The sequence below is a fragment of the Shouchella oshimensis genome, assembly GCF_002019765.1.
Taxonomy (GTDB): Bacteria; Bacillota; Bacilli; order Bacillales; family Bacillaceae_D; genus Shouchella; species Shouchella oshimensis.
This window is the reverse complement of sequence record NZ_KV917380.1, coordinates 949,913-963,809: the sequence shown is the minus strand read 5'-3', so window position 1 is coordinate 963,809 and position 13,897 is coordinate 949,913. Positions and strand designations below refer to the sequence as shown.

At 39.7% G+C, this 13,897-nt stretch carries 18 protein-coding genes and 1 tRNA gene; 4 read left to right on the top strand and 15 right to left on the bottom strand.

What is annotated here, in order from left to right:
- The 6 genes from BK583_RS04725 to BK583_RS04700 form a co-directional block, all read right to left on the bottom strand.
- Positions 1-765: an ABC transporter permease gene (locus BK583_RS04725; RefSeq protein WP_038482977.1), complete on the bottom strand. Its 765-nt coding sequence runs from the start codon at positions 763-765 to the stop codon at positions 1-3.
- Positions 762-1,757, bottom strand: a complete 996-nt coding sequence (locus BK583_RS04720) for an ABC transporter ATP-binding protein (RefSeq protein ID WP_055736538.1) — start codon at positions 1,755-1,757, stop codon at positions 762-764. Before BK583_RS04720 ends, BK583_RS04725 begins: the two co-directional genes overlap by 4 nt.
- 13 nt (positions 1,758-1,770) lie before the next feature.
- On the bottom strand, positions 1,771-2,382 hold the full coding sequence (locus tag BK583_RS04715; RefSeq protein ID WP_051667764.1) for an ABC transporter permease: 612 nt from the start codon (positions 2,380-2,382) through the stop codon (positions 1,771-1,773).
- Positions 2,383-2,516: 134 nt separating this feature from the next.
- Positions 2,517-3,269 carry a twin-arginine translocase subunit TatC gene (gene tatC / locus BK583_RS04710; RefSeq protein WP_095151175.1) on the bottom strand — a complete coding sequence of 251 codons (753 nt, stop codon included), beginning with the start codon at positions 3,267-3,269 and terminating at the stop codon, positions 2,517-2,519.
- A gap of 7 nt (positions 3,270-3,276) precedes the next feature.
- Positions 3,277-3,465 carry a twin-arginine translocase TatA/TatE family subunit gene (gene tatA / locus BK583_RS04705; protein WP_035395357.1) on the bottom strand — a complete coding sequence of 63 codons (189 nt, stop codon included), beginning with the start codon at positions 3,463-3,465 and terminating at the stop codon, positions 3,277-3,279.
- A 15-nt stretch (positions 3,466-3,480) separates the two neighbouring features.
- The gene (locus BK583_RS04700; RefSeq protein ID WP_038482983.1) at positions 3,481-4,116 is read right to left on the bottom strand and encodes a redox-sensing transcriptional repressor Rex; all 636 of its coding nucleotides are present in this window, start codon (positions 4,114-4,116) and stop codon (positions 3,481-3,483) included.
- Between the two features lie 167 nt (positions 4,117-4,283).
- Here BK583_RS04700 and BK583_RS04695 point away from each other — a divergent pair, with 167 nt between their 5' ends.
- Positions 4,284-6,203 carry an ABC-F family ATP-binding cassette domain-containing protein gene (locus BK583_RS04695; protein ID WP_055736539.1) on the top strand — a complete coding sequence of 640 codons (1,920 nt, stop codon included), beginning with the start codon at positions 4,284-4,286 and terminating at the stop codon, positions 6,201-6,203.
- A 40-nt stretch (positions 6,204-6,243) separates the two neighbouring features.
- On the opposite strand, the gene tsaD is transcribed toward BK583_RS04695, so the two are convergent.
- The 6 genes from tsaD to BK583_RS04665 form a co-directional block, all read right to left on the bottom strand.
- Entirely contained in the window at positions 6,244-7,251 is a 1,008-nt protein-coding gene (tsaD, locus tag BK583_RS04690) for a tRNA (adenosine(37)-N6)-threonylcarbamoyltransferase complex transferase subunit TsaD (protein WP_055736540.1), read from the bottom strand.
- Entirely contained in the window at positions 7,229-7,717 is a 489-nt protein-coding gene (gene rimI, locus BK583_RS04685; RefSeq protein ID WP_371836651.1) for a ribosomal protein S18-alanine N-acetyltransferase, read from the bottom strand. Before rimI ends, tsaD begins: the two co-directional genes overlap by 23 nt.
- The gene (gene tsaB, locus BK583_RS04680; protein WP_055736541.1) at positions 7,689-8,402 is read right to left on the bottom strand and encodes a tRNA (adenosine(37)-N6)-threonylcarbamoyltransferase complex dimerization subunit type 1 TsaB; all 714 of its coding nucleotides are present in this window, start codon (positions 8,400-8,402) and stop codon (positions 7,689-7,691) included. The genes rimI and tsaB overlap by 29 nt, the downstream gene beginning before the upstream one ends.
- Complete coding sequence (gene tsaE, locus BK583_RS04675; RefSeq protein WP_055736542.1) at positions 8,380-8,853, bottom strand: tRNA (adenosine(37)-N6)-threonylcarbamoyltransferase complex ATPase subunit type 1 TsaE; 474 nt, start codon at positions 8,851-8,853, stop codon at positions 8,380-8,382. The genes tsaB and tsaE overlap by 23 nt, the downstream gene beginning before the upstream one ends.
- A gap of 15 nt (positions 8,854-8,868) precedes the next feature.
- On the bottom strand, positions 8,869-9,846 hold the full coding sequence (gene thiL, locus BK583_RS04670; RefSeq protein WP_055736549.1) for a thiamine-phosphate kinase: 978 nt from the start codon (positions 9,844-9,846) through the stop codon (positions 8,869-8,871).
- A gap of 61 nt (positions 9,847-9,907) precedes the next feature.
- Positions 9,908-9,981 (bottom strand) — tRNA-Met (locus BK583_RS04665).
- A 212-nt stretch (positions 9,982-10,193) separates the two neighbouring features.
- Between BK583_RS04665 and BK583_RS20620 the strand changes: the two genes are divergently transcribed.
- Positions 10,194-10,337: a hypothetical protein gene (locus BK583_RS20620; RefSeq protein ID WP_158318548.1), complete on the top strand. Its 144-nt coding sequence runs from the start codon at positions 10,194-10,196 to the stop codon at positions 10,335-10,337.
- A 34-nt stretch (positions 10,338-10,371) separates the two neighbouring features.
- Here BK583_RS20620 and BK583_RS04660 read toward each other — a convergent pair whose 3' ends face one another.
- The 3 genes from BK583_RS04660 to BK583_RS04650 are packed head-to-tail and all read right to left on the bottom strand — an operon-like array spanning position 10,372 to position 12,260.
- Positions 10,372-11,511: a trans-sulfuration enzyme family protein gene (locus BK583_RS04660; RefSeq protein WP_055736543.1), complete on the bottom strand. Its 1,140-nt coding sequence runs from the start codon at positions 11,509-11,511 to the stop codon at positions 10,372-10,374.
- Between the two features lie 21 nt (positions 11,512-11,532).
- On the bottom strand, positions 11,533-11,889 hold the full coding sequence (locus tag BK583_RS04655) for a fluoride efflux transporter FluC (protein WP_055736544.1): 357 nt from the start codon (positions 11,887-11,889) through the stop codon (positions 11,533-11,535).
- Positions 11,883-12,260, bottom strand: coding sequence for a fluoride efflux transporter FluC (locus BK583_RS04650; RefSeq protein WP_055736545.1), 378 nt, complete (start codon positions 12,258-12,260; stop codon positions 11,883-11,885). The genes BK583_RS04655 and BK583_RS04650 overlap by 7 nt, the downstream gene beginning before the upstream one ends.
- A gap of 115 nt (positions 12,261-12,375) precedes the next feature.
- On the opposite strand from BK583_RS04650, the gene BK583_RS04645 reads away from it, so the two are divergent.
- Together BK583_RS04645 and BK583_RS04640 are read left to right on the top strand one after the other, a co-directional pair.
- Positions 12,376-13,086, top strand: a complete 711-nt coding sequence (locus BK583_RS04645; RefSeq protein WP_078440044.1) for an MgtC/SapB family protein — start codon at positions 12,376-12,378, stop codon at positions 13,084-13,086.
- 71 nt (positions 13,087-13,157) lie between these two features.
- Positions 13,158-13,784, top strand: a complete 627-nt coding sequence (locus BK583_RS04640) for a DedA family protein (RefSeq protein WP_055736546.1) — start codon at positions 13,158-13,160, stop codon at positions 13,782-13,784.
- Positions 13,785-13,897 lie beyond the last annotated feature (113 nt).

Genomic DNA, 13,897 nt, shown 5'->3' with positions numbered 1-13,897 from the left:
TTATGCGGTTGCCGTCGTTTTTAAATGAGCTTGCTTTTTAGATACTCGCATACCTTTAGGCGTTAATAAGCGCTCAACGCCTCTTAGCAAATAATCAAAAAAGATCGCTAATAACGTAACTGGTACAGCACCAGAAATAAGGTAGGAATTATCGTACAGTTCTATCCCAGTAAAAATCCACAGTCCTAGTCCGCCTCCACCAATAAAATAAGCAAAAGCAGCAGTTCCAACATTTAAAACAATGGCCGTTCTTAAACCACCGATAATAGCGTATGCTGCATTGGGGACTTCAACTTTAAAGAAGATGTCGATCGGCTTCATCCCCATTCCTCGACCAGCATCGATAAGATCAGGATTTACCGAACTAAAACCGGCAGCTGCATTTCTGAAAATCGGAAGAACAGAATAAATGAATAAGGCAAATACCGCTGGAACAAAGCCAATTCCTAAAATCCCAATCATTAGTGCCACTACAGCTAAACTTGGAATGGTTTGAGCCAGGTTAGCGACATTTGACGTAATCCACTCTGCTCGTCGAAACTTTGGCCTTGTGACAAAAATAGCTAATGGTAGCGCTACTAAAACAGCTACGAACGACGAAACGAGGACAAGCGCCACGTGTTCCCCTAAAAGTCGAAAGAATTCGCCTGATGATTCGTACAGATGAACATACATACCTTCTGATGCTGTCCAGTAAAGAAAGACTGCCACTAGTGAAAACAATAGTATTCGTACACAGTTTGTGACGATGGCTTGTGTCTTCAAGCGATCACCGCCGCTTTGTTTTTTTGATTACCCAGTTTCTGGTGAAGGAATTGTTGGATTAAATCAATTGTAATGGCCCCATGTATGTTGTTTTCGTCATCATATACACAAACTTGTTCTGCTTCTTGATTTAATAAAATAGATAGAGTATTTTTCAAATCTGCTTCTAAATGAATTTGTTTTGAATCAGCGATATCTTCATGACATGCTAGTAAACCAATGTCTTCTTTTAACTCATCAACCGTATGAAGGCTAAGCATTTTAATGGCTCGGTCTTTCCCTATAAAATCAGAAACATAAGAGCTACTTGGTTTCATTAAAATTTCCGCTGGTGTACCGTACTGCATAATCTCCCCTTCACGCATCAAGACAATCTTATCGGCCATACGAATGGCTTCATCAATATCATGGCTAACAAACAAAATTGTCTTCTTCACTTTTCGTTGAATGTCTAAAAATTCATCTTGTATATGTTCACGAATCAATGGATCTAGCGCTCCAAATGGTTCGTCCATTAACATAATAGGTGGATCGGCTGCTAATGCTCTCGCTACGCCTATCCGCTGTTGCTGTCCACCTGACAGCTCATTTGGATAACGTTTGCGAAATTCTTTAGAATCGAGTCCAACAAGCTTCATGAGTTCATTGTACCGTTCTTTCTTCTTTTTGCTGCCCCACTTTAATAAGTTTGGAACAACCATCACATTGTCTTCTATTGTCATATTCGGAAACAATCCATTGCTTTGAATGACATAGCCAATCTTACGACGAAGTTCAATTGTATCTAGCGTTGAAATCGGTTCACCCTCTATTTCAATGTCCCCTTCACTTAGTGAAACCAACTTATTAACCATGCGTAATAATGTTGTTTTTCCGCACCCAGACGGTCCTAAGAATATGACAATCTCTCCTTCATTCACTTCAAAGGAAACATGATTAACTGCGTTTTTGTCCCCATTATATGATTTGGTTACCTCTTTAAATGAAATCATGTTTTATCCCCCTTTAATGAATTGCTCCTTTTGGTGTAAACCATTTTTGCAATAGGAGCAAAATGGTGTCAGCGATAATCGCAAGTAAAGAAACGAGCACAGCACCAGCAACAATGGAATACATATCTCCACGAGAAATCCCTTGTACAATCAACGAGCCTAGTCCTCCGGCACCAATGAATGCAGCTATGACGCCAATTCCAATATTCATGACAACGGCCGTTCGAATACCTGCCATCATAACAGGCAATCCGTTCGGTATTTCGACTTGAATTAAGCGCTGCATTTTTTTCATACCTAATCCATTTGCTGCATCAATAACATTTGGATCCACATGTTTAATGCCTGTATACGTATTACGAATAATAGGTAGAAGAGAGTAGAGTACAAGAGCTGTTAGTGCGGGGACAAATCCAATACCGTGCCCAATTATGGAAAAGAACGGAATCATAATTCCAAAGAGAGCTAAGCTTGGAATGGTTAAGAGGATTGAAGCTGCTGCTAAAACCGTTTCAGCTAACGTGTCGTTTACGGTTAAATAGATACCTATACTAACACCAATTACAATGGCAATAAGAATCGCCATTCCAACAAGAATGATATGCTCCATCGTTAGATTAAACATGCTTGTGGAATTAATCTTTACAAATTCAATAAATTCGTTCAGTTGAGTTCCCTCCTTTTTGTATAGCTTCTTCTTACCCCCTCTCAGCTTCTTTGAAACAAGAAAAAACGACAAAATCTTCAAGATTTCGTCGTTTATTGAGCTTTATTCGGTTGAGATTGAGCGGCTTGCTTATGGTGCTTTCGGTACGTTGCTCTTGAAATGGCAATACTAATCTCATACAAAATAAGCATTGGTAGCGTGACTAGTAAGTGTGACATCAGTTCAGGTGGTGTAATTAAACCTGCAATCACTAATAAAACGAAATACGCGTATTTTCGAATTTTTGTTAGCAACTGGGGAGTCACAATCCCAAGTCTCGTTAAAAACATAACCACCACTGGTAGTTGAAATAAGAAGCCAAACGGTATTGTGAGCTGAAATAAAAATGAAAAGTATTCGTTAATTCCATACATTTCATTAATGTCCAATCGATCTGCCATTGTACTCATAAAAGACATCACGTACGGAATGAGAATAAAATAAGCAAACGCAAAACCTGCTAACAAAAGAAAAAATGAAATAGGAATGTAGGCAAGCGTCGCTTTTTGCTCTTCTTCTTTTAACCCTGGTGCCACAAATGCCCAAAGCTGATACAAAATCACCGGTATAATTAAAACAAAGGCAACGAGCATTGCAAAGTTTACATAAATACGCAAAGGATCGGTTAGCCGAAAAGCGTGAAACGGCATATCTGCAGCTAATGGAGCAGCTTGTAAATAGGCTATTACAGGAACTGCCAGCATAAACCCTCCAATGAGGGCAATCACAAAAAAGACGAGGATCACAAGAACCCTGCGTCTTAATTCCACTGCGTGATCCATTATTGACATGTCTGAGAGAGGAATATTCTTTTTATGCTTTTTCTTTTTGAACATTTGCTGGTTTGTTGTCCTCATCATCATCGGCTAAACCTTTTGTGGCATTTTTAAATTCTTTTAGCGTACTACCTGCGGCTTTTCCGAACTCAGGCAGTTTTTTCGGTCCAAAAATAATTAATGCCACAATTGCGATGATAATTAGACTTCCTCCTGATAATGGCATGTATAGAGCCTCCCTTTAAAGTGGATAGTGTTTTAAAAAATATACAAGCGCTTGCAATTCAATCGCAAGGTCAATATGATGAACGCGAATATGTTCAGGTACGGATAATCGTACCGGTGTAAAATTAAGTATACCGCTAATTCCAGCTTCAACGAGCTTGTCCGCACTACTTTGTGCTTGGGAGGCAGGTACTGTTAAAACAGCAATTGATGTATCCTTAATCCCCGTTTCATCCAGCTTGTTCCAATCATAAATTGGAACTTCACCAATCGTTGTCCCGATCTTCTTTTCATCTACATCAAAAGCATGGGTCATGACGGTGCTATTATTCTTAGAGAAATTGTATTGCAACAACGCTGTCCCTAAGTTCCCGACACCAACGAGAATGACATTCGTTCTCTCATCTTGATCTAATGTGTCTCGAAAAAAAGAGAGGAGATACTGTACATTGTAACCATAACCCTTCTTTCCTAACGCACCAAAATAAGAAAAATCTCTACGTATTGTCGCTGAGTCAACTTTTAACGCTTGACTCAATTCCGTCGAAGATACTCGTTGCTTGCCTGATGTATGAAGATTCTCTAGAAACCGATAATAAAGCGGCAAGCGTTTTGCTGTTGCTTGTGGAATCTTTAGTTGGTCTGATTTCATGTCCGCCCCTTTCCGAGCATCAAGCTACATAAGCAACCTGCTTCCCCTCTATTGTACACCATTTTTCGTAAAATGAAAGAGCTGCTACCGAATGATTTGTTGTTGTTTGTTCATCACTTGATGTAAACTGGTGACAGATAGAAATCTGTAGTAAAGGTTGACGAACTATGATTGTATTGCAATGCGTAAACGTCTCAAAAGCATTCGGCGCTGAGCCGATTTTAGAAAATGTGAAGTTAGAAGTACAAACAAATGAACGTGTCGCTTTAGTAGGGCGTAATGGAGCCGGTAAATCAACGTTACTTAAAATGATTGTTGGTGAGATGAGTATTGATTCAGGAGAAATTGTCATCCCCAAAACCGTCGAGATTGGCTATTTATCTCAACATACCGATTTGCGAACAAGTAAGACCATTTGGGATGAAATGCTCAGTGTCTTTGCACCGCTTCTTAAAATGGAGCACCATTTACGCCATCTCGAAACCAAAATGGCAACGGACATGCCAGAGCATGAATATACGAAATTACTAAAAGAATATGATCAATTACAAAATGATTTTAAGGAGCAAGGCGGCTATCAATATGAAGCCGATATACGTGGCGTATTAGCTGGTCTTCACTTCCAGCAATTCGATTATGCAACGCCTATTTCTACCTTGTCAGGTGGTCAAAAAACAAGACTTGCTTTAGGAAAATTGCTCTTATCAAGACCAGAACTTCTCGTTCTTGATGAACCAACAAACCACTTAGATATGGTTACTCTTACGTGGCTAGAAAATTACTTGAATAGCTACCCTGGTTCAATTCTAGTCGTTTCCCATGACCGCTTCTTTCTGGACCGATTAACCACAAAAGTTGTTGAACTCTCTCGTAATCAAACAACGACCTATCACGGAAACTACACGTATTATTTGGATGAGAAAGCAAAGCGATACGAGCAAGAACGGAAGCAATATGAGAAACAGCAAGCTGAAATTGAGAAGCTTGAAACGTTTGTTGCCAAAAACTTAGTACGAGCTTCAACAACGAAACGAGCACAGAGCCGAAGAAAACAGCTGGAAAAAATGGAGCGTCTCGATCGACCTCAAGGAGACGAAAAATCGGCTTCGTTCGGTTTTGACATTATCCGTCAATCTGGTAACGATGTGCTATCAATTCGTGATCTTAAAATAAAGTACGAAGATCATACTGTCTTTTCACATGTTGACCTCTCGTTAACAAGAGGAGAATCAGTTTGTTTGTTAGGGGATAATGGAACTGGTAAAACAACGTTGCTCAAAGCGGTTACAAAGCAATTAACACCTAACTCAGGGGATATCTTATTTGGTAGCAATGTTTCTATCGGTTATTATGATCAAGAGCATGCCAAACTTCAAAGCAATAAAACCGTCTTACAAGAGGTGTGGGACGAGTTTCCAGGAACTATAGAAAAAGATATACGCAGTTTACTCGGGTTATTTTTATTTAGTGGAGACGATGTATTAAAGAGTGTTTCATCCTTAAGTGGTGGCGAAAAAGCACGGGTGGCTCTTGCTAAGCTCATGATGGTAAAAGCAAATTTACTTATTTTAGATGAACCGACAAACCACTTAGATTTGGATTCAAAAGAAGTGCTAGAAGAGGCTTTAATGGATTACCCAGGAACCATTCTTTTTGTCTCGCATGACCGTTACTTTATTAATCGTATTGCTTCTCGAGTGGTTGAACTAGATAAAGGAAAGACAACTAGCTATCTTGGTGATTACACGTATTATTCAGAGAAAAAGAAAGAAATGGCAGAACGTGCTGCGATAGAGGAAGAAAAAACAGCCCAATCACCACTTCGTACAGAACAAAAAGAAAAAACAAATTACCAACAAGATAAAGAAGCAAAACGAGCTGAACGACAAAAAGAAAGACGCCTAAGTGCAATTGAAGAACAGCTAGAAAAGCTTGAAGCAGCAAATGCTGAACTTGAAGCACAACTACTTGAGCCAGAAGTCTATTCTGATCATGTAAAAGCAAAAGCTATTCAAGATCAGCTTTCTGAAAATGAAATAGAAATAGAACAGCTTATGGAAGAATGGGAATCACTTGAACAAGAATGAGTAAAGGTATAAGGGCTTGGATGTAAATCCAAGCCCTTTTTTAAGCAAACGATTGTAACGGCATACCGGGGCGACCATTCATACTGAGATCCCCTCTTGCTCCACTAAGCCACATCTGATGTGCGCAAGCCCCAATCATAGCGGCATTATCTGTACATAAGTGTAACGGTGGGATAACAAGTTCTACTTTATTCGCTAAACGATTCTCCAACGCATGACGTAACCCTTTATTTGCCGCAACGCCGCCAGCTACCAGTACTTGCTTTGGTTGAAATTCATCATACGCTGTCACCGTTCGAGTAACAAGCACATCGGTTACACTCTCTTGAAAGCCTTTCGCAAGTGCAGCGAAGTTCGTATCAATTCCTTTTTGCTGGTCATTGTGAATTCGATTTAACACGGCTGATTTTAACCCACTAAAGCTAAAATCGTAACTTCCCTTTTCAAGCCACGATCGCGGCAATTTAATTTCTTCTGTCGCCTCTAAAGCTAACTTCTCCACATTCGGACCACCAGGATATGGTAGCTTCATTGCCCGGGCTGCTTTATCATATGCTTCACCTACTGCATCATCACGTGTTTGCCCAATAGGCTCAAACACCCCATCTTCTTTCATCAAAATGAGTTCTGTGTGTCCGCCAGAAGCAACAAGAGCCAGCAAAGGGAATTGCATCGGTTGTACAAGTTGATTAGCGTAAATATGACCTGCAATATGATGAACCCCAATTAACGGAAGTTGGTGGGCAAATGCAATCGCTTTTGCCGTGTGTATCCCAACAAGTAATGCACCAACTAATCCTGGTCCTTCTGTTACGGCAACTGCTGTTAAATCAGAAAATGTGACTTCTGCTTTTTCTAACGCTTCTTCCACAACTGCTGTAACAGCTTCTACATGATGCCTAGAGGCTACTTCAGGGACAACCCCTCCGAACCTTGCATGACTTTCCATTTGAGTAGCAACAACATTCGCTAGTATTGTCGTACCGTCTTTAATTACAGCAGCTGCGGTTTCGTCACAGCTGGTTTCAATTGCTAATATGATCGTCATTTAACCTCACCCACATTACCCATGCATCTTCTTGATTATCTGCATAATAATTTTTTCGTATTCCTACTTGTGAGAATCCTAATTTATGATAGAGCCCCTGTGCGATCTCATTTGATGCCCTTACTTCTAATGACAATGTCTGTGCATCTACAATCTTCAACCATTCCATAATGGAGCGAAGTAAGTACTCGCCATACGAATGGCCTCGATGCTTTTTAAGAATAGCGATATTCGTGATTTGCACTTCATCCAACACGTTCCAAAGCCCGCAATAACCAACAATCCGTTTGTTCACAACGAGCACAAAATAATGGGCATACTTATTTCGAACGAGTTCTGCTTCGAATGCTTCTCTCGTCCAAGGAGTCGTAAATGCTTCTGTTTCGATTGTTAATACAGCATCGATGTCTAAAACATTCATTCTCCTGACTTCGACATCAGGATTCATTTCTTTGTTGCTGTTCATGCTGCCAGTTCACCTCCGCTTCAGGTAAGCGGTGATAGTCTGGCGTGAACCCATGAATATTGTCCACAGGCTTTTTCTCTTGTGCAAGTGCACATAATGCCCCTGCACGCGCACTAGGTAATGACTTTTGTGCAAATTGTGCTAGATGCCCAAGCTCTGTTTCAATTTTTTCGCTATGGAGAGCAACATCTTCACCAACAAATAAAATGGTTTGATTTTGTGTTCTAAGCTTATCTAACAAAGCCGTTAATGTGATATGACTTTCCTCTACAACTTCTTCTAGTGAACCAGTAGACTTTGATTGGTAAACCGCAGAAAAGACGGTTCCTCTTCTTGCGTCAATTAGAGGCACAACCAGTCCATTAAAATATCTTCCGACTTGCGCCATCACTTCAAGAGTCGAAACAGCGATTAACGGTAGATTTAAAGACCATGCCAATGTTTTTGCTGTTGTAACGGCCATTCTCACTCCAGTATAAGATCCTGGCCCTTTTGCAACGGCAACTCCATCAAGATCATTTGGCTTAATGTCAACATCGTTTAACACCCTCTCCACCGTAGGCATTAAGCGAAGGGCATGGTTTTTCTTTAACATTGTCGAATATTCAGCGATTACTACACCATCTTTACTAACTGATACGCCTAGTCGGTAAGAAGACGTATCAATTCCTATTATCGTTGTCATTCATCCATTCCTCCAAACGCCTTAGATGTGATGACCCTTGCGCTTGTATGATAATATCACGCTCTGTCTCACTACTTTTTTTTATGGTGAAGGAAAAATACTGAGCTGGAAGTAAATCTTGGATAAGGTGTGCCCATTCAATGACAGTCACGCCACTTCCTTCTAGATATTCTTCAAGCCCAAGTTCGTCAGCTTCTTCTCCAACACGATACACATCCATATGATACAAAGGCAATCGTCCTTCATATTCTTTAATAATAGTAAACGTTGGACTTGTTATCATACGATCGACGCCAAGACCTTTTCCTAAGCCTTTTACAAAATGAGTCTTCCCTGCCCCTAAGTCACCTGCTAATAAAATACAGTCACTTGGCTGCAGAAAAGCAGCAAATGACGAGGCAAGAGTCATTGTCTCTTCAACGGAAAACGACTTTACTTCTATTAACTGCATTCTCCCCACACTCCACTAGCTAAAATGATTGTAGCCACCTTTTGCTAACAAGGTTTCTACATTCGCTGATTTCATTATGACGCTTGCGTTACCTGCACGAACAAATCCAATGTCAAACAGAGTGATTGATCCACTTTTTTGCAACTGTGCAAATGTTTCTTCCGACGTTGTTCCGATTAATTGAAAATCTTCTCCACCATTTAGTAGCCAATGAAGCTTTTGAGAATGATCAACATCTTGCAAGTCAGGTAAGATTGGATGCAATTTCTCTTGGTCCACTACAATTTGCACATTACTCGCCTCTGCCAATTCCATCGCTTCACTCGATAAGCCGTCGCTTACATCATTTAAAGCAATTCGCTTTCCCAAGCTAGCTAGGTATGTGCCACTACTAATTTGCGGCTCTGGCTCTTGATGAGCACGAATACAACTACGTTCCACATCTGTAAATGAGTTATCTATTTCCTTCTGCTGAAGTAGCTCTAGTCCAGCAGCCGACTTCCCGATCGGACCCGTTACGAATAGCACATCCCCTGGCTTCGCTGAACTTCTTTTTAACGCATGTCCTTCTTGAACATTGCCAATGGCTGTAACGGATAAGACAAGTTGGTCTTTACTCGAAACCGTATCGCCACCAATCAAATCCATTTTGTAGAGCTCTGCAAGCTCATTCATCCCTGCATAGATGTCTTGTAATTCATATTCTGACCAAGACTCCGGAACTGCGATGGTAACAAGATAATACATCGGATTAGCACCCATTGCTGCTAAATCGCTTATATTAATTGCCAACGCTTTTCGGCCAATTTGAAAGGGGCTTAAAGTATCTCTACGAAAATGAATTCCTTCCACCATTGCATCAACACAGACCACTTGTTCTGTGGCAGCTGACGTTTTGTAGACGGCAGCATCATCGCCTATTCCGATTGTTAGTTGCTGTTGGAAACGATTCGTAGGTGTAATGCTTCTTATAAAAGAAAATTCATCTCTCACTATCTGCACACTTCCCTTTGAATAAATAAAAAAACCGAGAGGGCATCTCGGTTCATTGGTATTGCGGGGGGCGGATTTGAACCACCGACCTTCGGGTTATGAGCCCGACGAGCTACCAGACTGCTCCACCCCGCGTCGTTATAAAGTTTAGAAGGTATCCTTCTCATCTAGAAAAGATGTCCTTTCTGTGTTGTTTGCTTTAGTCTTTCTAACAACAGAAATAAATATACCATATTCCTTTACATTGTACAAGCTTTTTTACAGAAAAAACTTCTTGTCATTTTTGTGAAAGAGGAGTATCATATGAAAAATAAACACATACTAGTAATCTTTGAGGAGATGTTCGTATGAAAAAAGCGTTTCGACTAATGGTTTTAACACCGATGGGACTGCTTTTAGGAGTACTACTATTGCCCGCATTTCTTGTTACGGACATAGCACTATTTTCACAGTTTATTGATTCTATTATTATTGGCAATCAAAAGTCATAATAAATCAGCACCGTTAAAACGGTGCTGATTTTTTTTATGCTTGATTCAGTGCTTGTAAAAAATCTGTTTCGATATCCCTGCTATCTTCAATACCAACTGAAATCCGAACATCTTGAGGACTTATGCCAAGGGCTTCTCTTTTCTCTTGAGGAACAGAACGGTGAGACGTTCCAACTGGATAAGAGATTGATGTCTCTACCCCCGCCAACGTCGGCGCAATTTTTACAAATGAAAAGCTCGAAAAGAATGTATCGACGTTTACCTCTTCCTTCAAACGCATTGTTACAATAGCGCCATTTCCATGTTCAGATAATCCTTTAGGGTAATACACGTGATCCACTTGTGGCTGTTTCTTCAAAAAAGCAGCAAGTTTCTCTGCATTTGCACACTGTCTCTCCATTCGTAAGCCTAACGTCTTTAGACCTCTACATGCTAGCCATGCTTCAAATGGGCTTAATGTAGCACCCATCGTAATAACAAGCTGCTTTACTCGCTCCATAAGAGCTTTACTACCAACCACCACGCCAGCTGTGACGTCACTGTGGCCACCTAAATACTTCGTTGCACTATGGATAACAAGATCAACATTTTGATGAACAGGCTTAATAAGAAAAGGAGTTGCAAACGTATTATCCACAATAACACGTAGTTGATGACCTTTTGAAAAGGTTACAACGTTTTCTAAATCCTCTATTCGTACATGAGGGTTTGTGACCGATTCACAAAAGAAAGCCTTCGTATTCGATCTCAATTCTTTTTTCCAATCTCCATTCGATTGAACAAAACTAACATCAATACCAAACGTTTGTAGCTCCTGTTCAAACAATGTATATGTACCACCATAAACATCAAGAGCAGCTAGAAGATGATCGCCTGCCTGACAAACTGATAACACGGCGCACATGATTGCAGACATACCTGATGATGTCGCAATACCATCTTCCATTTCTTCTAGTAACGCTACTCCTTTTCCTAAATCTTCAGTGTTCGGATTGCCGTAACGGGAATATAAGTAATCTTTCTCTCCTGTAAAGTAAGATTCCATATCATTTAAGTTCTCAAATACAAAAGCAGATGTTTGATAAATCGGTCTTGCTTTACTCTTATTTTTCGCTGTGTCTTTTTTTGTAAAATGAACCGACTGCGTATTAAAGTAACGCTCTTTTCCCTCCACACCATCAAGCCCTTTCTCTCTTTAAAATAAAATAACAAAACCTAGTCCAAATCCGAGCATTGAACCAATGACCGTTACAATAATGTAACTTATTCCTTTTATCCACTCCTTATCAAGAAAGCCTTGTAATGCTTCCAAACTAAACGTAGAAAAAGTTGTAAACCCGCCACAAAAATAAAGTATAAACAGCTCAAAAACTGAAGACGGTTTTGCTGCTACGGCAACACCTAAAACTGTACTCCCAACAATGTTTATGCATGCGATCACTGTAAAGCAACGAGACCACTTATAATGGAGGGTTAAGAATTCTCCGATAATAAAACGAAGAAAAGCACCGGTTCCCCCACCTATTGAAACAAGAAGAAGTGTTGTTAGCAAACCGCCACCTTCTTACCTACAACCATTCCTAGCCATGCTAAAAGAATTCCTCCACATACGGATGAAAAAACGTATACTAGTGCTAGAAGCCAATTTTCAGTCATGAATGAGAAGAAATCAGCTATAAATGTAGACATGGTCGTATAGCCACCAATAAATCCTACGGTTATTCCTTTCTTCACGAAAGATGGTACTCTTTTTCTTGTATTTAGCGCCTGTACAGCCCATCCCATTAGAAAACAGCCTGATACATTAGCCAATAGCACTCCTAACCATTCATGATGAGGAACGAAAAGAATAAGCATATATCTAGATATGCCACCTAAAGCACCACCTATTATAACGGTTATATATGTGAGAAATCCGTGCATGAAACACCACCTAGAAAAGTTAAACTGATTTTACTACAAGCAACACGTTTCCACAACATCTTTAGCATGCTCAACTGAAAAGAGAAATAGACTATAAAGAAAGGTGTGATCCTTAATGGGAATTGTTCTACTCAAGTTAAGTATTGCGTTATTTTCAGGTTTTTTAATTGGCATTGATCGCCAAATTAAACATAAGCCACTAGGATTAAAAACAAGTATGGTGATTTGTATTGCAAGTTGTTTAATTACCATTGTATCGGTTGAGGCTTATATATACTTCTCTAGCACCGACCAAGCAAGACTGGCAATGGACCCTATGCGATTAGCCGCACAGATTGTAAGTGGAGTTGGCTTTCTTGGCGCTGGGGTTATTCTAAGACGTAGCAACGACGTTATCTCAGGATTAACAACGGCTGCAATGATTTGGGCTGCGTCGGGAATTGGTATAGCAATTGGAGCAGGCTTTTACATAGAAGCTTTTCTATCGGTCTTGCTTATTCTAGTTGCCGTAAATGTCATTCCAGCCTTACTAAAAATCATCGGACCTACTTCTTTAAGCCAAACAGATGTCTCATTAAAAGTAGTCATGTCAGAAGAAGCAACTTCCACGCACCTCATTAAAAGCTTACAACACAGAGAGAAAAAATGGAAAAGCCGTAAAGAAAAGAATATTATTATTCACGATGTAAAGATTAGAGATATTGAAGAAAATAAACAGCAGCTTGATATCTTGCTGTCGATTCCACGCACAATGTATGTGACACAACTGTATGATATGGTAAAGAAAATTGACCATGTTCTATCTGTCGCCATTGAACAAAAATAATGGCTCTAGCTATAGAAAATTTTGTTTTCAATGTATATACTGTAACTAAAGTCTGATTTAGGAATGAAGATATGGACGTATTAAGAGAATTTATTATGCAATATGGCTATTTCGGCGTTTTTGTTTCATTAGTAGCCGGCATTATTGGCCTTCCTGTCCCTGACGAAGTATTATTAATCACATTTGGCTATTTATCCTATATTGATTATTTTCATATAAGTACCACAGTTCTTGTCTGCTTTCTTGGATCGGTAATAGGCATGTCAATATCGTATTTTCTCGGCATTAAACTAGGCGCTCCTTTTTTAGAAAAATATGGTCCACGATTTTATTTTTCGATTAAAAGGCAGCGCTCGATCCAGCAATTGCTGAATAAACATGGAAAATGGTTTATTTTATTGGGGTTTTTCATTCCTGGTGTTAGGCATTTAATGGGCTATTTATCAGGTATTGCAAAGTTCAGCTACAAATCCTACATCTGTCTCACATCTATTGGTAGTGCATTATGGGCATCGCTCTTCGTTTTTACTGGTTACGGATTAGGAGTCAGGTGGCTTTTCATACGTGAAGATATATATGCCCATAAGATGTTATACACATCGCTCTTTTCAACCCTATTTATCCTTTCACTTATAACGTATTTTATTTTTAAATCCATCTCTGTAAATAAGAAGAAGCTAGTAAGAAAAGAACACTAATTTTCTCCTGTAAAGTGAATGCTTATACCTGCATTCACTTTTTTATTCGCTTTTTCTAAAACTCCCTACCGAAGCGCAGCTCTTTTGCGCCTTTCTTTCTACGCAAAAAAGAC

Excerpts from the sequence above, each read along its gene's own strand:
- BK583_RS04640 (WP_055736546.1), top strand. The coding sequence starts at position 13,158 with ATGGACGTATTAAGAGAATTTATTATGCAATATGGCTATTTCGGCGTT.
- rimI (WP_371836651.1), bottom strand. The coding sequence starts at position 7,717 with ATGAACAGCAACAAAGAAATGAATCCTGATGTCGAAGTCAGGAGAATG.
- BK583_RS04720 (WP_055736538.1), bottom strand. The coding sequence starts at position 1,757 with ATGATTTCATTTAAAGAGGTAACCAAATCATATAATGGGGACAAAAAC.
- BK583_RS04700 (WP_038482983.1), bottom strand. The coding sequence starts at position 4,116 with ATGAAATCAGACCAACTAAAGATTCCACAAGCAACAGCAAAACGCTTG.
- tsaD (WP_055736540.1), bottom strand. The coding sequence starts at position 7,251 with ATGACGATCATATTAGCAATTGAAACCAGCTGTGACGAAACCGCAGCT.
- tsaE (WP_055736542.1), bottom strand. The coding sequence starts at position 8,853 with ATGCAGTTAATAGAAGTAAAGTCGTTTTCCGTTGAAGAGACAATGACT.
- BK583_RS04650 (WP_055736545.1), bottom strand. The coding sequence starts at position 12,260 with ATGCACGGATTTCTCACATATATAACCGTTATAATAGGTGGTGCTTTA.
- BK583_RS04695 (WP_055736539.1), top strand. The coding sequence starts at position 4,284 with ATGATTGTATTGCAATGCGTAAACGTCTCAAAAGCATTCGGCGCTGAG.
- BK583_RS20620 (WP_158318548.1), top strand. The coding sequence starts at position 10,194 with ATGAAAAAAGCGTTTCGACTAATGGTTTTAACACCGATGGGACTGCTT.
- tsaB (WP_055736541.1), bottom strand. The coding sequence starts at position 8,402 with ATGACAACGATAATAGGAATTGATACGTCTTCTTACCGACTAGGCGTA.
- tatA (WP_035395357.1), bottom strand. The coding sequence starts at position 3,465 with ATGCCATTATCAGGAGGAAGTCTAATTATCATCGCAATTGTGGCATTA.
- BK583_RS04715 (WP_051667764.1), bottom strand. The coding sequence starts at position 2,382 with ATGTTTAATCTAACGATGGAGCATATCATTCTTGTTGGAATGGCGATT.
- BK583_RS04645 (WP_078440044.1), top strand. The coding sequence starts at position 12,376 with ATGGGAATTGTTCTACTCAAGTTAAGTATTGCGTTATTTTCAGGTTTT.